Raw genomic sequence first — 19999 nt, forward strand, 5'->3', positions numbered from 1 at the left:
CTCAGACGCGCGGACCCAGCACGGAGTCGATCAGCCCGTAGTCGAGCGCTGCGGATGCGGTGAACACCCGGTCACGGTCGGTATCCGCGCGCAGTTCGACCACCGAGCGGCCGCTGTGCCTGGCGAGGATCTCCTCCATGTCCGACCGCACGCGCACCACCTCGTCGGCGGCGAGGATCAGGTCGGGGATCGCTCCCCGCGACTGGCCGGCCGGCTGATGCAGCACGATGCGTGCGTGCGCGAGCGCAGCTCTCTCCCCCGTCGCCCCGGCAGCGACGAGCAGGGCCGCTGGACCGATGGCCTGGCCGACGCACGTCGTCGCGATGCGCGGACGGATGTGCTGCATCGTGTCGTAGATCGCCAGCGCCGCGCCTGGGTCGCCGCCCTCGCTGTTGATGTAGAACTGGATGCCCGACTCCGGGCTGTCCGCATCGAGGTGCAGGAGCTGGGCGATGAGGGCGTTCGCGACCCCCGCGTCGATGCCGGTGCCGAGGTAGATGACCCGCTCGGCGAGCAGGTGCGAGTAGACGTCCATGACGCGTTCGCCTCGCGGATGCTGCGCGATGACGTTCGGGATCGTGTAGCTGCTCATGCGTCCACCCCCAGTCCGACGCGCGCACGTCGTCGCGGCATCACCTCGGCGAAAGAGGCCACGATCCCGTCGATGAAGCCGTACTCCTGCGCCTGAGTCGCGGTGTACCAGCGGTCGTGCAACGAGTCCTCGAAGATGCGCTCGATGGGCTGGCCGGTGTCGGCGGAGATGAGCCCGAGCACGGTGTCTCGCATGTGCCGGAGGTCGTCGGCCTGCGTCTCGATCTCCCCTGCCGAACCCCCGATCCCCGCTGACCCCTGATGCATGAGGATGCGCGCGTGCGGAAGGGCTCGCCGCTTGCCCGGAGTGCCGGCGGAAAGCAGGAACTGCCCCGCGCTGCAGGCGAGGCCGAGCGCCAGCGTCGCGACGTCGTTGGGGATGAGGTGCATGATGTCGCGGATCGCGAGCATCGACGGCACGGAGCCGCCGGGCGAGTGGATCCAGAGCGCGATGTCGCCGACCGGGTCTTCTGCCGACAGCGCGAGCAGCTGTGTCATCAGGAGGGTGCCGTTGTCGTCATCGAGCGCGCCGTCGAGCACGAGCACCCGCTCGTGGAACAGCGCGCGTCGGGCTTCTGGGCCGAACTGCGGGATGGGGTTGTCTTCGCTCATGCCCCCAGCATCGGCCGCGGCGCTTCGCACCGGGCCGGATTCTGCCGTGGGCGGCTCTGCCCTGAGCGGATGCCGTGGGAAGGCATCCGCTCAGGACCCCGGGGGAGAGCGGGGTGAGTGGGGTCAGGCGGGGTAGATGGGATCAGGAGGGGTGGATGGGGTCAGGCGGCGAGGGCCAGGGAGCGGCGGTGGGAGATGCGGTGACCGACCCAGAAGCCGATCGCGATCAGTCCGGCGAGCGCGATGCCGAGGATCCACGGTGTCATCGACGGCGCAGCCCCCGCAGTGGCGGTGGCGAGAGTGCCCGAGCCTTCCGCGATCAGGCCGTTGCCCTCGGCGAGGTCGGCGGCTCCGGCTTCGAGCTTGTCCCCGCCCGCCGCGAGATCACCCGAACCGTCCGCGACCGTGGATGCCCCGGCCGAGAGCTTGCCGATGCCGGTGTTGAGGTCGCCGGCGCCGGACTGCAGCGCGCCGACTCCGGTGGCGAGCGTGCTCGCTCCGTCGTTCAGTCGGGTTGCGCCCGCGCTGAGATTCGCCGTGCCGGAGTACAGCGCAGAGGCTCCGGTGGAGAGGGTCTGCAGGCCCGAGGCCAGCCTGGCTGCACCGGCCGAGAGCTGCGAGGTGCCGGAATGCAGCGCCTGGGCGCCGGCGACGAGGGCGGGCGCACCCTGGGGAGCGACGAGAGCCGCGGTGCCGGGCCACTTCTTCGACGGGTCGCCGCTGATGAGGGCGTTGACTCCACCCGTGACCTTCGCGGAACCGTCGGCTGCCGCGACGAGCCCCTGTGCGAGGAGGGGGGCCTTGGCCACCACCGGCGCCATGGCATCCACCTGCTGGTCGACGCCGGTGGCGAGGGTGACGAGTGCCTGCAGCTGCGCGTTCGTCGAGTCGGCCGCGAGCATTCCGGTGAGGGCGTCGCGGAGCTGCTGGGAGTACCCGGGAGCGGTGGCGGCGAGGCCTTCCAGCTTGGTCTGCGCATCCGCGTGCGCGAGAGCGACCACATTCGCATCGACTCCCGCGCCCAACGTGTCGCTGAGCGTGGTCGCGCCGAGGAGCACGCCGTTCGCATATGCGTGGGCGCCGTTGACCCCTGCGGCGAGCGTAGACATTCCGGAGGAGAGGCTCTGCGCCCCGGCATCCGCCGTCGCCAACTTCGCGGCGAGTTCCTGTGCACCGGCAAGCGCCGACTGCGCGCCTCCGCTGACCTTGCCCGCACCGACCACCGCTGTGGAGGCACCGGTTGCGAGGCTGCTCGCGCCCTCGGCGAGGGTCGTCGCGCCGGTCGCGGCCGTCGTGGCACCGTCGCTCAGCTTCTGGGAACCCTCCTGCGCGCTGGCCGCACCCGTGGAGAGGTCGTCTGTGCCCTCGGCGAGTCGCGCGGCACCGGCCGAGAGGTCTGCGGCGCCGGCGGCGAGGTCCGCGGAGCCGTCCTTCGCCGAAGTGGTGCCGTCGGCGAGTTCAGATGCGCCCGCGGCGATCTTGCTCGTCGTCACGAAGAACAGGATGACCATGGCTGCCAACAGCAGGCTGAGCACGATAACGGCGATGCGCATGCCGATGCCGTGCGAATGGGGCGTGGTACTCGTCATTGAGGACTCCCGAGGTAGGTGGCGTCGTTGCCACCGGCGACTGTATGGGCAGGCCACCCCGCGACTCCGGGATTTGCCGTTCGATACCAAGTCTCAGCGCTGTTGAGACTCAGTTTCTTGTGGCTAGTGCACAAAAGGACATCCGCCGCCCCTGTGCTTTCCACGAAAACGAGCCGTAACATCGTGGACTCACGGCCCGCCTAGCCTCGTGCTCATGGCGAAACAGCAGGCACAGGCATGGCAGTGGTCGGAAGACGGGCTCAACTTCCGTACCCGCAAGTGGGTGCGGCCCGAAGATCTCAACGCGAACGGCTCCCTGTTCGGCGGCAGCCTGCTGAAATGGATCGACGAAGAGGCAGCGATCTACGCGATCGTGCAGCTGGGCAACTACCGCGCCGTCACCAAGCACATCTCGGAGATCAACTTCGAGGCATCCGCGGTGCAGGGCGACCTGATCGAGATCGGCCTACAGGCCACGCACTTCGGCACGACGTCACTGACCATGCGCGCGGCGGCCAGGAACATGATCACGCGCAAGCGCATCCTCACCATCGAGAAGATCGTGTTCGTGAGCCTCGACGAAGACGGGGCGCCGACCCCGCACGGCTACGACCGGATCACCTACGACCGCGACCGGATGCCGACCGAGCGCATCGCGACCGGGACCATTCGACTCCCCTCGCTCTGACTCGCCTCGACAGCGCCGCGTTGATCGTGTTCGGCTTCGAGAGGTTCGATCAGGTTCGTGAGGGTGCGGTGTACCCCGAGTGGCCGACAGATATTGCCCGTCAGGTCGTCGATACTGGTTGAGCGCTGTGGCTGCCTCGGGGCTGTCCATATCAAATTCGGGACCGTGGAGGAGGGTGGTACATGTCAGCCATAACGGTTTGGATTGTGTATTTGGAGGACGAGCCTGGTTTCATCGGCGTATTCGACATCGAAGACGATGCATATGAGTTCCAGGAGACCTATGCGGCTGAGACTGGCCGTTCGGTATTGCTGACCCCAGTAGTCGTCCCTTACCGGCAAACAGTCGCGCGGTCGCCCGCAACATGATCACGCGCAAGTGCAGCCTCGACGAAGACGTCAAGCCGACCCCGCACGGCTACGACCGGATCACCTACGACCGCGACCGGATGCCGACCGAGCGCATCGCGACCGGGACGATCCGACTCCCCTCGCTCTGACTCGCCTCGACAGCGCCGAGCCACCTCCTCAGGCGCGAACCGCCCCCCGGTGTGTCGCGCTCGAAGAGGTGACCCGGTCGGGGAGGGGCGCTTCGACCTCGAAGGCCGGAACGCCGGCGAACGCCTGGGCGAGGTCGGCGATCAGATCGTCGACATCCTCCAGGCCGATCGACAGCCGCAGCACGTCGGCGGCGGGCCGGGCCTCGGGCGGCACCGGGCGATGAGTGAGCGCCGCCGGATGCTGGATCAGCGAGTCCACCCCGCCGAGCGAGACGGCGTGCGTGAACAGGGTCGTCGCGGTCGTGACTGCGGATGCGGCGGCGAACCCGCCCCGCATCCGCATCGCGATCATCGCGCCGGTGCCGCGCATCTGGCGCTCCAGGATGCCCCGAGGGTCTCCATCGAGCCCCGGGTAGAAGACCTCGGCGACCTCGGGACGGTCGATCAGCCACTGCACGACCCGCCGCGCGCTCTCCTGCTGGTGCCGCACCCGCACCGGCAGGGTCGTGAGTCCGCGATGCAACAGGTACGCCCCGAGCGGATGCAGCAGCCCCCCGGTCACCGCCCGCACGCGGCGCAGCGCCTCCGCGGTCTCTTCGCTGCAGGCGACGACACCGGCGATCACATCGCCGTGGCCGCCGAGGTACTTCGTGGCGCTGTGCAGTGACATCGCCGCGCCCAGATCGATCGGGTTCTGCAGCACCGGAGTCGCGAAGGTGTTGTCGACCACGACCGGGACCGACCCGGACTGGCGCACCACTTCAGCGATGTCGGCGATGTCGAGTGTCGGGTTCGCCGGGGTCTCCACAACGACGAGCCCGGTGTCCGGCCGCATGGCCGCCGCCACTTCGTCGGGGTGGCAGTAGGTGGTCTCGACGCCGAGCAGCCCGGAACCGAGCAGATGGTCGGTGCCGCCGTAGAGCGGACGCACCGCGACGACATGCCTCAGACCGGTCGCGCCGGTGTGCGCCAGGATCACGGCGGTCATCGCGGCCATGCCCGAAGCGAAGGCGACTGAAGCCTCGGCGTGCTCGAGCTCGGCGAGGGCCTCCTCGAAGCGGGCAACCGTGGGGTTCCACAGCCGCGCGTAGACCATGCTGCCGTCGGCAGGCGGACGCCCGCCCGTCGCCATCGCCTCGTAGGAGTCTCCGCCACGCTCGATGTCGGGAAGCGGGTTCGTCGTCGACAGGTCGATCGGCAGCGCGTGCACTCCGAGACCCTCCAGATCGGAGCGGCCGCTGTGAACGGCGACGGTATCAGGATGCAACGGTGCAGTCATGTCTCCAGGCTGCCGGAATCACAGAAATGCTGCAGGAAGTCGACAGAAGCCACCACATAATCACGCGCCGACGCTATTCTGTGCAATATCCGGTACGAGAAGGGGCGCCCCGTTGGCGAAAGCGCAACTCGACGAGATCGACCTCGAACTGCTCGCGGTCCTCAGCCGTGACGCCGAGACGACGAACAAGGCGCTGGCGCATCGGCTCGGCCTCGCCGAATCGACGTGCGCACACCGAGTGCGTGCACTGCGCGAGCGCGGGGTGATCCGCGACACCCGCATCCGCATCGACGGGGCAGCACTCGGCTTCCCCCTGCAAGCGATCATCAAAGTGCGCCTCGCGAACCACACCGGCGAGAAGGTGACGGCACTGTTCGACGCGCTCGCCGACATCCCGCGGGTGCTTCAGGTATTCCACGTCGCCGGCGTCGACGACTTCCTCGTGCATGTCGCCGTGCAGGACGCGACGGCGCTCCGCGACATCGTGCTCGAGCACATCACTGTCCACCCGGTCGTGCGCGGTACCGAGACGCAACTCGTCTTCGAACTGCGCGACGGACCGGGAGTGCTCCCTCAGTAGGCCACGACGGGCTCGATCTCGTCGGGTCAGAGCGCGGCGGCCACCGCGTCGACGAGCTCTTCGGAGACCGCATCCTGAGCATCCCCTCGTTCCGGTCGCAGTTGCTGCCGCTCCAGCGGGCCCGCGGGCGGCAGGAAGTGCGACCGGAGCGGCGGAGGGCGACACGAAGTGCGACCGGAGCGGCGGAGGGCGACAGGAAGTGCGACCGGAGCGGCGGAGGGGCAGGCGCGTGCGCGAGGATGGAAGGCACGTCAGCAACGGAGCACGTCAGCAACGGAGCACGTCAGCCAGGAGCAAGGGAGCACCATGAGCCGCAGCGCCACCGCCGCCACGCACACCATCCGCGAGATGCGGGACTTCCTCTTCGCCAACGCGACGGACTACGCGGCGGCCCGTGCGGGATTCGCCTGGCCCGACGTCGACGAGTTCAACTTCGCGCTGGAGTGGTTCGACGTCATCGCTGGCGAGCGTCCTGACCGGCCGGCTGTGCAGATCGTCGAGGCCAACCTGAGCGTGCGCTCCTGGACCTACGGCGAGCTGTCGACGCGATCCGACCAGGTGGCCGCGTGGCTCAGCGGGCTCGGCATCGCCCGAGGCGATCACGTGATCGTGATGTTGAACAACACGATCGAGCTGTGGGAGGTGATGCTGGCGATCACGAAGATCGGCGCCGTGTCGATCCCCACCTCGACGCTGCTCTCCGCCTCAGACCTCGCCTACCGTGTCGACCACGGGCGCGCCGGCGCGGTCATCACACTCGGCACCCTCGCCGACCGCCTCGACGACATCGACTCCGCCGTCCTGCGCATCGGCGTGGGCGACAGCGTCCCCTCCGACTGGGCGCGCTTCGACGATGCGACCACCGCACCGACGACCTTCGAGCCCGATGCTCCGACGCCCTCGTCCGACACCGCGCTGCTCTACTTCACCTCGGGCACGACGAACCGACCGAAGCTCGTGCAGCACACGCACGCGTCTTACCCGATCGGACACCTGTCGACCATGTGGTGGCTCGGCGTGCGACCGGACGACGTGCACCTCAACATCTCATCCCCCGGCTGGGCCAAGCACGCGTGGTCGAGCTTCTACTCGCCGTTCCTCGCTGAGGCGACCGTGTTCGTGTACAACTACGCCCGCTTCGATGCGAACACTCTCATGCAGGTCATGGACTCCCATCACGTCTCGACCTTCTGCGCGCCGCCGACCGTGTGGCGGATGCTGATCCAGGCCGATCTCGCTCGTCTCACCCACCCTCCTCGCGAGCTGGTCGGTGCGGGTGAGCCACTGAACCCCGAGGTCATCGACCGGGTGCGCGACGCGTGGGGAGGCACGATCCGCGACGGCTTCGGGCAGACCGAGATGACGGCCTGCATCGGCAACTCCCCCGGCCAGACCGTGAAGGTCGGCTCGATGGGACGCCCGCTGCCCGGGTATCCGGTCGTGCTGCTCGACCCCGTCACCGGAGAGGTCCTCGAGGGTGAGGGGGAGATCGCGCTCGACCTGTCCCACCCGCCGCTCGGGCTCATGGCCGGGTACTACGACGACCCCGAGAAGACGGCCGAGTCACGGATGGGTGGGTATCACCACACGGGCGACATCGCGGTGCGCGACGACGACGGCTACCTCACCTACGTCGGTCGCTCCGACGACGTGTTCAAGGCCTCCGACTACAAGATCTCGCCCTTCGAGCTCGAGTCGGTGCTGCTCGAACACGACCTCGTGGTCGAGGCGGCCGTGATCCCGAGTCCCGATCCGACACGGCTCGCCGTTCCGAAGGCCTACGTCTGCCTGACCCCGGATGCCACGGCAGCCGAGGGCGACGCCGCGCGCGCGATCTTCGCCTACGCGCACGAGAGGCTGTCGTCGCATCTGTGGGTGCGGATCATCGAGTTCGTACCTGAGCTGCCGAAGACGATCTCCGGGAAGATCCGCCGTGTCGAGCTGCGGGCGCGCGAGGTCGCTCGAGTGGAGTCCGGTGACGAGACAGGGCAGCACCGCGACCGCGACTACCGCTGAGCTCTCAGCCGCGGTCGATCAGCGAACGATCGCGATCGACCCGGTCACCGCGCTCTTCGCGGTCACCGGCTTCGTCACGTTCACGCCGGCGGTCTTGGCTGCGGTCTTAGCTGCGGGAACCGCCTTCGGCAGCGCCTCCTCGACGGTGCTGCCAGAACGTCCGACTCCGGCCGCGTTCACGAGAGCACGCACGACTCCACCGATCAGCAGCATCGACGCGAGTGCTGCGCCCGCCAGGATCAGCGGCATCCACACCTGTGCGAACGACGCCGTGAAACTCAGCAGCGCGGCGACGATCCACCCTCCGACCGCGCCCCCGACAAGCCCTCCGGCTCCTCGGACGATCGCGACCGCCGCGACGATCGCGAAGACGGCGGCGAGCGCCGCGCCCACGTAACCGATCGGCACCATCAACGCAGCCAGATCGCTGGCCACTCTCATTGTCGTCATGACGACCCCCCGTCAGTGGTTACTCCACTAATTCGACATTAGAAGTGTCTCCCGAAAAGGGCATCCGCCTCAAGTCCTACCTGCATCATCCTGCAGACGGATATCCGCCCCGATCGGACGAGTCGGCGCGGGGTTTCAGCGGCGGCGCGGCCAGCGCAGGCGGCGGGCACGCACGACCCGGACCGGCTGGGTGACGACAGCGTCCACGACCATCGAGCCGTCGGTGGGACCGACGATCGCAATGGCCGAGGTCTCGGTCGTCTCAGCCGGGTCGATGGGCAGCCGCCCGAGTGCCCTGTGCGCACGGATGTAGGCCGGCACGAGCAGCACGATCGCGCCGAGCCAGGCGAGCGGATTGCTCAATGCGACGCCCTCGAACCCGATCCACGCCCCCAGCACGATGGCCGCCCCGACGCGCATGACCAGCTCGATCACACCGGTCACTGTGGGCACGAGCGTGTGACCGAGCCCCTGCAGTGCGCCGCGCAGCACGAACAGCATGCCGAGCGCCCAGTAACCGCAGCCGTTGACGATGAGCATCAGGTGGGCCTGTTCGACGACGATGTCAGAGCCCTCGCCGATGAACAGGCGCACCATCGGGGCGCCGAAGGCGATCAGCAGACCGCCGAGGACCACGCCGGCCACGACCGCCATCCAGGTCGCCTCGACCACACCGCGACGGATGCGGTCGGGGCGACGACCGCCGTGGTTCTGCGCCGCGTACATCGAGACCGCGAGTCCGAGCGAGGAGAGCAGGGCGACCGCGAGGCTGTCGACGCGGGAGCCCGTCGTGTAGGCGGCGACCGCGTCGGCTCCCAGGGTGTTCAACGCCACCTGCACCGTGAGCGTGCCGATCGCGATGATCGACGCCTGGAAGCCCATGGGCAGTCCGAGGCGGAGGTGCTCGGCGATGTCGCCCCGCGTGATGCGCCAGTCGGCGCGGCGCAGGTGCAGCATCGGCAGGCGTCGCCGCACGAACTCGAGGCACAGCGCGACCGAGACGGCCTGCGCGACGACGGTCGCGAGTGCGGCACCACCGACACCCCATTCGAGGGGTCCGACCATCAGCACGACGAGCCCGACGTTCAGTGCGCACGAGACGGTGAGGAACACCAGCGGCGTCTTCGAGTCGCCGATCGCACGGATGATCGCGGAGAGGTAGTTGAAGAACATCGTGGCGCTGGCACCGAGGAAGCTGATCTGCGTGAAGATCGTGGCCTCTGCCATCAGCTCGGGTGGCGTCTGGAGCAGGGCGAGGATCGGGCCGGCGAGGAGGGGGCGCCGATGGTCAGGATCACGCTCGCGATGCCGCTGAGCAGCACTCCCGTCGCGACCGATCGGCGCACGGCGGCGTCGTCTCGCGCGCCGAACGCCTGCGCGATCGGGATGGCGAAGCCGCTCGTCAGTCCCCAGGCGAACCCGAGCAGCAGGAACAGCAGGCTACCGGTCGCGCCGACGGCCGCGAGCGAGGTGACGCCGAGGTGCCGTCCGACGACGATGGCATCGGCGAACTGGTACAGCTGCTGCACCACGTTGCCGAGGAGGAGGGGGATGGAGAAGGCAAGGATGACGCGCCACGGGCGGCCCGTGGTGAGGGAGGTGGCCATGAAGGAGCGGCTCGCAGAACTGAGGGGGTGATCGGGGGTGGAGCAAGCCTATCGAATCGATTCGGTGAAGCGGAATACCGAATCGGCGCTCCGCCGCGACCTCACTCCCGCTGCGTGATCGTCCCGGGCTTCACGACGTCGAGCGCGTCGGCTTCCTCCGCCTCCCGGAGCACCTCCTGCACGACCGGCGAATCCTCGCCAATCTCGCGTTCCAGCTCGTGCGCGAGGGAATCCAGCTCAGCCCCGCCGGCCATCATGCTGGTGAGCTGTGCGAGCGAAATCTCCGACTTCTCGAAGTTGCCGATGCTCGTGCCGCGGTTGAGCAGGAGGAACCGGTCACCTACCGGGTAGGCGTGATGCGGGTTGTGCGTGATGAACACGACACCCAGCCCGCGATCGCGAGCTCTGGCGATGTACTTCAACACCACGCCGGACTGCTTCACCCCGAGCGCCGCCGTGGGCTCGTCGAGGATGAGCACTCTCGCGCCGAAGTACACGGCACGAGCGATTGCGACGCACTGACGCTCACCACCGGAGAGCGTGCCGATCGGCTGGTCGACATCTCGCAGATCGATCCCCATGTTCGCAAGCTCCGTGTAGGTGATCTGCTTCATCCGCTTGACGTCGAGCCGGCGCAGCGGCCCCCACCCCTTCGCCAGCTCGGATCCGAGGAAGAAGTTCCGCCATACCGGCATCAGAGGCACCACGGCGAGATCCTGGTACACGGTCGCGATACCGACGTCCAGAGCCGCTCTCGGAGACGAGAACGACACCGGCTGCCCGTCGACGAGCAGTTCGCCCGTGGACGGCGCGTGAGCCCCCGCCAGCATCTTGATGAAAGTCGACTTACCCGCGCCGTTGTCGCCGAGGACGCACGTCACCTGCCCGGCGTTCACCGTCGTGCTCACCCCGGCGAGCGCGTTCACCGGTCCGTAGCTCTTGCCGATGTCTCGCACCTCGACGACGGGCACGCCCGTGATGACCCCGCTCATTTCACTCCTCCTGCTCTGAGCCGCACCCAATGGTTCAGGAACACGGCCAGCAGCAGCATCGCCCCGAGGAACGTGCGCAACCAGTTCGTGTCCCACTGGGCGAAGGTGATCCCCTGGAAGACCATGCCGTAGATGAGGGCGCCCAGCGCCGCCCCGATCGCCGACCCGAAGCCTCCCGTCATCAAGCAGCCGCCCACCACCGCGCAGATGATGTAGATGAATTCCTGGCCGACACCCGTGTTCGCCTGCACCGTGGAGGTGCGAAACAGCGAGATCATCCCGACCAGCCAGGCCGCGCCTGCGGTCACCATGAAGAGGCCGATCTTGGTTTTGAGGACGGGGACCCCGACCTGGCGCGACGCGGTCGCCGCGCCGCCGACCGCGAAGATCCAGTTACCTGGGCGGGTGCGCAGCAGCACCCAGGTGGCGACGGCCGTGACAATGAACCACCAGAGCACCGAGATGTAGAACGTGCCTCCGCCGATCGAGATCGATGAGCCGAACAGGGGCTGGATGCTGTCGTAGAACGGCACCTTCGTCATTCCTTGGATGGCCACCTGACCGGTGATGAGCTTGGTGACCGCGAGATCGACACCCGCGAGCACGAAGAAGGTGCCGAGGGTGATGATGAAGCTCGGCAGCCCGGTCTTCATGACGAGGATGCCGTTGAGAGCGCCGATGGACAGCGCGAGCACGAGCGAGACCAGGACGGCGAGCCAGATGTTGAGCCCGTACTGCGTGGTGAGGACACCGACGACGAGAGCGGTGAAACCCGTCAGCACTCCTGCCGAGAGATCGAACTCACCGCCGATCATCAACAGGGCGACCGCCACGGCCATGATGCCGAATGTCGACGCGGATTCCAGCCACACGCCCGCACCGGCGGCCGTCATGAAGCTCTGCGTGTACGCGGAGAAGAAGATCATCACCGCGAGTGCGGCGACGAGTGCGCCCATCTCCGGACGCACGAGCAGATTGCGCAGGGGTCGTCGCTCGAGACGGGGTCTGTTCCCCACCGCGACGATGTCGGTCGTTGTCATCACTCAGTCCTTTCGCCGAGAGGGGACGGGTCGCCCCGTCCCCTGCCGGATGCCTAGCGCGTGCCCTTCTTGGCGAACTCGGCGACCTGTGCCGCGTTGTCCTTCGTGACGAACGCCGGCCCGGAGTACACCGGCTGTCCACCGCCGATGTCGTTGCCGTTGGTGCTCTTGAGGTAGAGCGCCGTCACCCCGAGGAAACCCTGCACGTACGGCTGCTGGTCGACCGCGAACGAGATCTTGCCGTCGGCCACTGCGGCCACGACATCCTCCGAGAGGTCGAAGGTCGCGACCTTCGCCGCGCTGCCGGACTCCTCGACGGCACCGACCGCATCGATCGCGTACTGCCCGCCGAGCGTGAGCACGGCGTCGATGGAAGGATCAGCCTGGAGCTTCGACTTGATGGTGGCCTTGACCTCAGCGTCGTTCGTGCCGTCGACCTGCAGATTCGCCATCGAACCGCTGAAGGCACCGGCGGCCGCTGCGCAACGCTCCTCGAGCCCGATGTTGCCGGCCTCCTGGATGACGCAGAGCGCGTTGGTCGCGCCCTCTTCACCCAGACGCTCACCCACGGCGGCACCGGCGATGGACTCGCTCTGACCGATGTGCGTGATCGCGCCGAACTCGGCGAACTTCTCGATACCCGAGTTGATGGTCACCACGGGGATACCGGCCTCGACGGCGCGTTCGACGCTCGCCTTCACGCCGTCCGGGTTGGCCATCGAGACGACGATGCCGTCGACGCCCTGGGCGATCGCGTTGTCGATCAGCTGCGACTGCTTGGCGGGGTCCGGGTCGGAGTTGTAGGTGACGTCCGCGCCGTAGTCGGCACCGGCCTTCTCCGCGCCGGACTTGACGCGGTCCCAGAACGCGTCGCCCGGTGCGGCGTGCGTGACGACCGCGTAGCTCAGGTCGGACGACTTCGTGTCGCCACCCCCCTGGGTGTCGGTCGTCGGTTCCTGCCCGGTCCCGGAGCATGCCGACAGCAGCAGCGCGGCTGCGGCGGCGATCCCCAGAACGCCGATGAGGGGCTTCTTCATTTCGGTTTCCCTTCGATGCGGATGCTGTCGACGTCGACACGTCCCACATTCATGACGTCGGTGTCAGGGCGAGTCTGACACCGCGGAAATCAAATGTCAATACATTCTGTCAACATCTCCTCTTCATGTAACCTGGATCAAACGGAAGGAGTCGCTCGTGGTGGCGAAGAAGCGCATCGGAGTCGGTCTGGTCTCGGTCGGATGGATGGGGCGTCTGCACTCGCGCGCCTATCTCGAGGCGCACCGCCACTACCCCGACCTCCCCGTGATCGCCGAGCTGACGGTCGCCGCCGACCCCGATGCCGTGGGCCGCGATCATGCCTCGAGCGTGCTCGGCTATCGCGAGACCACGACGGACTACCAGGAGCTGATCGCGCATCCCGACGTCGACGTCGTCTCGATCTGCTCGCCGAACTTCCTCCACCATGAGATCGCTCTGGCCGCCATCTCCGCCGGTAAGCCGTTCTGGATCGAGAAGCCCATGGGCCGGGGCGCGCGCGAGTCGAGGGAGATCGCGCAGGGTGCCGCGGAGGCCGGGCTCGTCACCTCCGTGGGCTTCAACTACCGGCATGCGCCCGCGATCGCGTATGCCAGGCGCCTGGTGCGCGATGGCGCGCTCGGCACGATCACGAACGTCAGAGTCGCGCTGCTGGCCGACTACTCCGCCGACCCCGAGGGTGCGCTCACCTGGCGATTCAACCGGGAACGCGCCGGCACCGGCGTGCTCGGCGACCTGCTCTCGCACGGTGCCGATCTGGCGCAGTACGTCGTCGGCAGGATCAGCGAGGTCAGCGGACTCACCGAGACCTTCATCCGCACCAGGCCCCTGCCTGCCGGCGGCGCGACGAGCCACTTCAGCAGGGGGACCAGTGGAGGCCCCACCGGCGAGGTGGAGAACGAGGACTACGCCGCGATCCTCGCGCGGTTCGATTCGGGCGCCGTCGCGGTGCTGGAGTCCAGCCGGGTGGCGATCGGCCCCCGTGCCGAGTACCGAATCGAGGTGTACGGCACGAAGGGCTCGCTGCGGTGGGACTTCCAGCGGCTGAACGAACTCCAGCTCGCCGACGACGCCTCGGGGTATCGGACCGTGATGGCCGGACCCGACTTCGGCGACTTCGCACGTTTCCAGCCGGGCGCCGGCACGTCGATGGGCTTCGACGACCTGAAGACCATCGAGGCATCGTTGTTCCTGCGGTCGGTGGCCGAGGGGGCGCAGCTCGCGCCGTCGGCATCCGATGCCTGGTCGGCCGCCGAGATCGTGGACGCCGCGCTGCGCAGCGCAGCATCCGGGTCATGGGAGTCGGTGCCGACGGTGACAGGCTCGACGACCTACGATGCCTGAGCGGGATCAGACTCCGAAGGCGGTCCGGAACGCGTCCAGCGCGGCATCCGTGTCGCCCCGAGCCCAGCCCTCGAGGCCGACCACTTCGTCGTAGCCGAGCTCTCTCAACTCCGCCGCGATCGCCTCGAAACGGATCTCTCCCGTGCCGGGCTCGCAGCGCCCCGGCACGTCGGCGACCTGGATCTCCCCGACCCACGGCAGCGCCTCCCGCACCAGCTCGATGAGATTCCCCTCGCCGATCTGCGCGTGATAGAGGTCGAGATTGAGGCGCAGAGCCGGCGCGTCGACGGCGCGCACGAGCCGCAGCGTGTCGGCCGCACGGGCGAACGGGGTGCCCGGATGGTCGACGGCCGTGTTGAGGTTCTCCAGCGTGAACACTCGGCCCGCCCGCGCGCCGAGTTCGGCCAGCCGCCCGAGCGTCTCGGTCGCGGTCGCCCACTCGCCCTCGGCGACCTCGCCACGAGGGCGCACCGGCAGTCCGTCCGGAGCGAGGCCCGTGCCGTGCAGGTTCAGTCGCGGCACATCGATCAGCTCCGCCATCCGCAACGACTCCTCCGCCGTGGCGATGAGCTCGGCGATGCCGTCCGGGGTCGTGAGGTCACCCCGAAGGTAGCCGGTCATCGAGGAGAACACCGCACCGGTCGCGGCGAGCGCCGGCAGATCCTTGGTGCTCCAGTCCCAGATCTCCACCTCGAATCCCCGCTCGTGCAATCGTCGGACGCGCTCCACGAAATCGAGTCCGGTGTGGAGCATCTCCGCCGAGGCGGCCAGACGGTAGCGGGCCGGCGGCAGGATGCCGCTCATCGCAGATCCACCGGCACCACGACGCGCTCGGTTGCGGAGCGCTGCGCGGCATCCGCGAGGATCAGGGCAGCCCGACCGTCTTCGAAGGTCGGGCTCGTGGAGGCCTCCCCGCGGACGAGACGGATGAACTCGTGCAGCTCTGCGGCGTACGCGGCCGCATAGCGTTCCAGGAAGAACGGCTCGTACGGCGGCTTCGCCTCGACGGCCGCAGCGTTCGAGAGACTCACGAGGCTGGTCGGTGCGTTCGCGACCTGCAGCATTCCTGCAGCTCCGAACGCCTCGATGCGCTGGTCGTAGCCGACCGCGCTGTGCCGCGAGTTCACGATCGTCACGAGAGCGCCGGATGCCGCACGAAGCGTCGTCACAGCAGTGTCGAAATCCCCGTGCTGAGCAGCACCGGCGTCGAACGTCGTCGAGCCGAAAGCTGACACCTCGACGACGTCGGGCAGGAAGAACCGCGCCATGTCGAAGTCGTGGATCGTCATGTCGCGGAAGATCCCCCCGGACACCGCGACATACTCGGCCGGCGGCGCAGACGGGTCGCGGCTGATGATGGTCAACTGTTCGAGGGCACCGATCTCGCCCGCCGCGACGCGCGCCCTGACCGCGGCGAACGCGGGATCGAAGCGGCGGTTGAAGCCGAGCGCGACCGGCACGCCGGACGAGGCGACCCGCGATCGCAGGGCGTCGACCCTGACGATGTCGAGGTCGATCGGCTTCTCGCACAGCACCGGGATGCCGGCGTCGATGGCCTGCGCGATGAGGTCGACGTGCGTCGGTGTCGGCGAGGCGATCAGGACGGCGTCCACGTCGCCGGCGGTGAACACGTCGTCGGGGGTGTCGGTCGCGATGCCACCGTAGGTCGCCGCGACGCGAAGGGCACCGTCGACGAACGGGTCGGCGATGCGGGTGAGCTGCGCGTCAGGGTCGGCCGCGATGCTCGCGGCGTGCACCTGGCCGATGCGTCCGGTGCCGATCAAACCGAAGCGGAGGGGAGCGTGTGACATCGTGCCGTCTTTCGTGGAGAGGATGAGTGCGGAGAGGGATTCGGGAAGGAGACCGTCACGCCCAAGGGCGCAACGCCTCGCGGTTGCGGACCTGGTCGGCCCCACGCGCGGCGCGGAACGCGGAGAGCGAGACGTCCGGCCCGTTGAGCACGTCCTGCTCGACGACGATCCATCCGTCGAAGCTTCGGGCATCGACGGCGTTCATCACGGCGCCGAGATCGATGTCGCCCTGCCCGAAGGCGACGAACGCCCCGGAGGACCAGACCTCGCGCATCCCACCCCCAGCGGCGAGCACTCGGGTGAGAGCGGCGAGGTCGACGTCTTTGAGGTGCAGGTGATTGATGCGGTCTCCCCAGCGCTGCACGGCGTCGAGCGGATCGCCCCCGGCGATGAACAGATGCCCGGTGTCGAGCGTGAGATCGACATCGACGTTCGCGAGGAACCGGTCGATCTCGTCCGGAGACTCCACGAAGGTGCCGGCATGGTGGTGGAAGGTCGGCTCGAAACCGGCGGCGCGCACGATGGCCGCCGCGCGTTCCGTGTTCGCCAGCAGGCGCCCCCAGGCGGCGTCGGCGAGCGGATCGATATCGGCTCCACGGCCCGGCGCCCCCTGACGCGCGGCCGATCCGCCGTCGGCGAGCGTCGGCAGCGGCAACCGGTCGGGCCCCTCCTCCGCGGCGTCGGAGAATGCCCGCAGCGCATCGTGCAGCTGCGGCAACGCAGCCTCGAACGCCTCGTCATCCGAGAACGGCAACTGCACCCAGCCACCCGCGAGCTCCAGCCCGTGGCTCCGCAGCCGCGCCCGCAGCTGCGCTCCCTGGCCGAAGAACCCCGAGGGTCCGAGGTCGACTCCCCGGTAGTCGGATTCGGCGAGGGTCGCGAGCAGATCATCGGGCGCGATCGTCTCCGCGCCCTCCGGCGTCAGCTCGAACACACCGAAGCTCACGGGAGCGCCGGCCACCGTCGCCCTCACTTCTCGCTCCCCGCGTCGGCGTCCAGCGGCCGTTCGCCGCCCAGCAGCGGTCGCTGCGCCGTCCGGCGCTGCTCGTACTCACGCCGTGCCCGACGGGTCGATGGCAGCGAGGACTCCTCGGGCACCGGCACATCCCACCACCCCTCGCCATCGGGGGCGTAGCGCAGCGGATCGCTCTCGATGTGGATCACGGTCGAGCGCGGCGAGGCCTTGGCTGCGGCGAGCGCGGCTGAAAGGTCGTCGATCGCCGATGCTGTCGCCGCGATCTCCACGACGTCGAGCCCGTAGCTGCGCGCGTTCATCGCGAGATCGACGGGCAGCAGCCGCTCGCCCTGCTCCGAGGCGTCCTGCATCCGGTATCTGGTGCCGAATCGCTCGGAACCGACCGTCTCCGACAGGTGTCCGATCGACGCGTAGCCATGGTTCTGCACGATCACGATGATGAGCTTGATGCCTTCGGCGACGACCGTCGCGAGCTCCGAGCTCAGCATCAGGTACGAGCCGTCCCCGACCATCACGACCACGTCGCGATCGGAACCGTCTGCAAGGGCTCCCCGCTTGGCCCCGAGCCCACCGGCGATCTCGTATCCCATGCACGAGAAGGCGTATTCGACGTGGTACCCGAGCGGGTCCCGCACCCGCCACAGCTTGTGCAGGTCCCCCGGCAGCGAGCCTGCCGCCTGCACGATCACGTCTTCGGGGTCGGTGGCCGCCTGCACGGCGCCGACGATCTCCGACTGGCCGGGCCAGGCGAGACCCGAGGGCAGGAAAGCGGCATCGACCGCGGTGTCCCATTCCTGCTTCTCCGCAGCGATGCGCGTGGAGTACTCGGGCGCCACGAGCCAGTCGGGCAGCGCGGCCGCGAGTGCGACGAGCGTCTCGCGCGCATCGGCGATCACCGGCAGCGACGTGCCGTGCTTGTACGCGTCGAACGCCGCGACGTTGACGTTGACGAACTCGACTCCCGGATGCTGGAACACCGTGCGCGAACCGGTCGTGAAGTCGCTGTAACGCGTGCCGATGCCGATCACCAGGTCGGCCTCCGCTGCGAGCCTGTTCGCCGAGGTCGATCCGGTCGCGCCCACGCCGCCGACGTACTGAGGATGGTCCCAATCGAGACTGCCCCCTCCCGCCTGGGTGGTACCGACGGGGATCCCGGTCGTCTCGACGAAGGACCGCAGCTGCCCTTCAGCACCCGAGTAGATCACTCCGCCTCCGGCGACGATGAACGGACGCTTCGCGGCGCGGATCGCCCGCACGGCCCGCGCCAGCGCACCGTGCTCCGGCAGGGGCCGGCGAAGATGCCACTCGCGCTCGGCGAGGAACGACAGCGGCACGTCGACGCTCTCGGCCTGCACGTCTTCCGGCAGCGCGATGGTGACGGCGCCCGTCTCCGCCGGGTCCACAAGCACGCGGACCGCGTTCAACGCGATCGAGAACAGCTGCTCCGGACGCTGCACCCGGTCGAAGAAGCGCGAGAGCGGACGGAACGCATCGTTCACCGACAGTCCGATGTCCCACGGCTGCTCGAGCTGCTGCAGCACGGGGTCGGCGACACGCGTGGCGAAGGTGTCGCTCGGGAGCAGCAGAGCCGGCAGCCGGTTCGTCGTCGCGAGCGCTGCTCCGGTGAGCATGTTGGTCGCGCCCGGCCCCACGGAGGCCGCCGAGGCGAAGGTCGCCCTGCGACGGTGCATCCGCGCATACCCCACGGACTGGTGGACCATCGCCTGCTCGTTGCGCGCCTGGTGATAGGGCATCGCGCCGGGCCGCTCTACGTCGAACTGTCGCAGCGCCTGACCGATGCCTGCGACGTTGCCGTGCCCGAAGATCCCGAACATCCCGGGGATCGTCCGCTCACGGATGTCCCCGTCCACCGTCCACTGGTTCGCGAGGAACTCGACCAGCGCCTGGCTGACCGACATCCTTCTGGTCGCCGTCATCGCCGGCCTCCTCCGTCTGGCTCGTCATCGTGCAGAGTTGCGCCCGCCGAGAAGGGCAGACGATGGTCGATGGGGAGCGCCTTCCAGGAGTCGCGCACCCAGGCATGGGCCGGATCGTCGGAGATCAGCCACTGCCGCTCCGCATCCGGTCCTGCCATCACGTTCAGGTAGTACAGGTCGTAGCCGGGGGCTGCGACGGCAGGCCCGTGGTAGCCGTACGGCACCATTGCGATATCTCCGGAGCGCACCATCGCATCGATCTCGATCTCCCCTGCCGGAGAGGAGTAGGTGCTGAACAGCCCGAACGCGCCATCCGTTCCCTGCTCGGTCCCCTGCTCCGATCGATCGGAGCGCATCGACTCGAAGTAGTAGATCTCCTCGAGACGGGTCTCGTGGCCCGGCACGTTCTCGTCGTGCTTGTGGGGAGGGTACGACGACCAGTTGCCGGCGGGAGTGATCACTTCGCATACGATCAGTCGCGCGGCGTCGAGCGCCTGTGGTGTGCCGAAGTTGTGCACCTGTCGGCTGGAGGATCCTGCGCCGCGGAGCTCGACCGGGGTCTCGCTCGCCGCGATCCGACGCGTGGGTCGACGCTCGGTCGTGGGCGACGACGCGACGGCGAAGCGACCGGATCCCCGCACCGTGGCCGCAGCTGCCGAGGAGAGGTAGAGCACGTCGGTCGGTCCGTCGAACACCGAGCGTCGCCCCTCGAGCTCGATCGTCGACGTCTCTCCCCCCTCGATGACCTCGACCGTGAACCGGCCGGCGAGTGGGACGATGATGCGCTCCCGACCGGCGGCGGCCAGCAGGAAAGACGCCCCCTCGGCGAGACTGCCGACCTGCAGGCCGGTGTGCTCCCAGCCGGGCAGCCCCTCGTCGACGACGCTCTCCCAGCCGTCGACGGCGAGCGTGCCGCGACGGTGGAACCACCGTGCCGTCATGTCCGCACCACC

At 68.5% G+C, this 19999-nt stretch carries 17 protein-coding genes and 2 pseudogenes; 5 read left to right on the forward strand and 14 right to left on the reverse strand.

All coding sequences use genetic code 11. From position 1 onward, the window contains the following. Window position 1: 1 nt before the first annotated feature. The 3 genes from CQ040_RS03530 to CQ040_RS03540 all read right to left on the reverse strand — a co-directional run bounded on the left by CQ040_RS03530 (window position 2) and on the right by CQ040_RS03540 (window position 2792). A complete protein-coding gene (locus CQ040_RS03530) occupies window positions 2–592 on the reverse strand; it encodes a ClpP family protease (protein WP_028501040.1) in 591 nt (196 codons plus the stop codon). Next, window positions 589–1203 (reverse strand): ClpP family protease, encoded by a 615-nt coding sequence (locus tag CQ040_RS03535; protein WP_105526051.1) that lies wholly within the window; start codon window positions 1201–1203, stop codon window positions 589–591. The genes CQ040_RS03530 and CQ040_RS03535 overlap by 4 nt, the downstream gene beginning before the upstream one ends. 161 nt (window positions 1204–1364) lie before the next feature. Next, a complete protein-coding gene (locus CQ040_RS03540) occupies window positions 1365–2792 on the reverse strand; it encodes a hypothetical protein (RefSeq protein ID WP_105526052.1) in 1428 nt (475 codons plus the stop codon). Window positions 2793–3006: 214 nt separating this feature from the next. Between CQ040_RS03540 and CQ040_RS03545 the strand changes: the two genes are divergently transcribed. Beyond that, entirely contained in the window at window positions 3007–3480 is a 474-nt protein-coding gene (locus tag CQ040_RS03545) for an acyl-CoA thioesterase (protein ID WP_105526053.1), read from the forward strand. A 346-nt stretch (window positions 3481–3826) separates the two neighbouring features. Then, window positions 3827–3979 (forward strand): annotated as a pseudogene (locus CQ040_RS03555) (acyl-CoA thioesterase); the annotation flags it as partial. Between the two features lie 28 nt (window positions 3980–4007). Here the strand turns inward: CQ040_RS03555 and CQ040_RS03560 are convergent. Next, on the reverse strand, window positions 4008–5258 hold the full coding sequence (locus CQ040_RS03560; protein WP_105526055.1) for a PLP-dependent aspartate aminotransferase family protein: 1251 nt from the start codon (window positions 5256–5258) through the stop codon (window positions 4008–4010). Between the two features lie 112 nt (window positions 5259–5370). Between CQ040_RS03560 and CQ040_RS03565 the strand changes: the two genes are divergently transcribed. Together CQ040_RS03565 and CQ040_RS03570 are read left to right on the forward strand one after the other, a co-directional pair. Beyond that, window positions 5371–5838, forward strand: a complete 468-nt coding sequence (locus tag CQ040_RS03565) for an Lrp/AsnC family transcriptional regulator (protein ID WP_036273520.1) — start codon at window positions 5371–5373, stop codon at window positions 5836–5838. Between the two features lie 306 nt (window positions 5839–6144). After that, the gene (locus CQ040_RS03570) at window positions 6145–7854 is read left to right on the forward strand and encodes an AMP-binding protein (protein WP_105526056.1); all 1710 of its coding nucleotides are present in this window, start codon (window positions 6145–6147) and stop codon (window positions 7852–7854) included. 18 nt (window positions 7855–7872) lie between these two features. Here CQ040_RS03570 and CQ040_RS03575 read toward each other — a convergent pair whose 3' ends face one another. The 5 genes and pseudogenes from CQ040_RS03575 to CQ040_RS03595 form a co-directional block, all read right to left on the reverse strand. After that, window positions 7873–8304: a hypothetical protein gene (locus tag CQ040_RS03575; RefSeq protein WP_146113855.1), complete on the reverse strand. Its 432-nt coding sequence runs from the start codon at window positions 8302–8304 to the stop codon at window positions 7873–7875. Between the two features lie 135 nt (window positions 8305–8439). Further along, window positions 8440–9911: pseudogene (locus tag CQ040_RS03580) on the reverse strand (MATE family efflux transporter). 101 nt (window positions 9912–10012) lie between these two features. After that, the gene (locus tag CQ040_RS03585; RefSeq protein ID WP_105526059.1) at window positions 10013–10903 is read right to left on the reverse strand and encodes an ATP-binding cassette domain-containing protein; all 891 of its coding nucleotides are present in this window, start codon (window positions 10901–10903) and stop codon (window positions 10013–10015) included. Then, window positions 10900–11943, reverse strand: coding sequence for an ABC transporter permease (locus CQ040_RS03590; protein WP_105526060.1), 1044 nt, complete (start codon window positions 11941–11943; stop codon window positions 10900–10902). Before CQ040_RS03590 ends, CQ040_RS03585 begins: the two co-directional genes overlap by 4 nt. Before the next feature lie 53 nt (window positions 11944–11996). Beyond that, the gene (locus tag CQ040_RS03595) at window positions 11997–12980 is read right to left on the reverse strand and encodes a sugar ABC transporter substrate-binding protein (RefSeq protein ID WP_105526061.1); all 984 of its coding nucleotides are present in this window, start codon (window positions 12978–12980) and stop codon (window positions 11997–11999) included. A gap of 157 nt (window positions 12981–13137) precedes the next feature. On the opposite strand from CQ040_RS03595, the gene CQ040_RS03600 reads away from it, so the two are divergent. Continuing rightward, window positions 13138–14322, forward strand: coding sequence for a Gfo/Idh/MocA family protein (locus tag CQ040_RS03600; protein ID WP_105526062.1), 1185 nt, complete (start codon window positions 13138–13140; stop codon window positions 14320–14322). Window positions 14323–14328: 6 nt separating this feature from the next. On the opposite strand, the gene CQ040_RS03605 is transcribed toward CQ040_RS03600, so the two are convergent. From CQ040_RS03605 to iolB, 5 genes are read right to left on the reverse strand one after another with little or no spacing between them, the layout of a single operon-like run. Further along, complete coding sequence (locus tag CQ040_RS03605; RefSeq protein WP_105526063.1) at window positions 14329–15126, reverse strand: TIM barrel protein; 798 nt, start codon at window positions 15124–15126, stop codon at window positions 14329–14331. After that, complete coding sequence (gene iolG, locus CQ040_RS03610; protein ID WP_105526064.1) at window positions 15123–16133, reverse strand: inositol 2-dehydrogenase; 1011 nt, start codon at window positions 16131–16133, stop codon at window positions 15123–15125. The genes CQ040_RS03605 and iolG overlap by 4 nt, the downstream gene beginning before the upstream one ends. Before the next feature lie 55 nt (window positions 16134–16188). Continuing rightward, window positions 16189–17106 carry a sugar phosphate isomerase/epimerase gene (locus CQ040_RS03615; RefSeq protein ID WP_105526065.1) on the reverse strand — a complete coding sequence of 306 codons (918 nt, stop codon included), beginning with the start codon at window positions 17104–17106 and terminating at the stop codon, window positions 16189–16191. After that, the gene (iolD, locus tag CQ040_RS03620; RefSeq protein ID WP_105526066.1) at window positions 17103–19046 is read right to left on the reverse strand and encodes a 3D-(3,5/4)-trihydroxycyclohexane-1,2-dione acylhydrolase (decyclizing); all 1944 of its coding nucleotides are present in this window, start codon (window positions 19044–19046) and stop codon (window positions 17103–17105) included. The genes CQ040_RS03615 and iolD overlap by 4 nt, the downstream gene beginning before the upstream one ends. Then, entirely contained in the window at window positions 19043–19987 is a 945-nt protein-coding gene (gene iolB / locus CQ040_RS03625; RefSeq protein ID WP_105526173.1) for a 5-deoxy-glucuronate isomerase, read from the reverse strand. Before iolB ends, iolD begins: the two co-directional genes overlap by 4 nt. Between the last annotated feature and the right edge of the window lie 12 nt (window positions 19988–19999).

The organism is Microbacterium sp. MYb54, assembly GCF_002979515.1.
Taxonomy (GTDB): Bacteria; Actinomycetota; Actinomycetes; order Actinomycetales; family Microbacteriaceae; genus Microbacterium.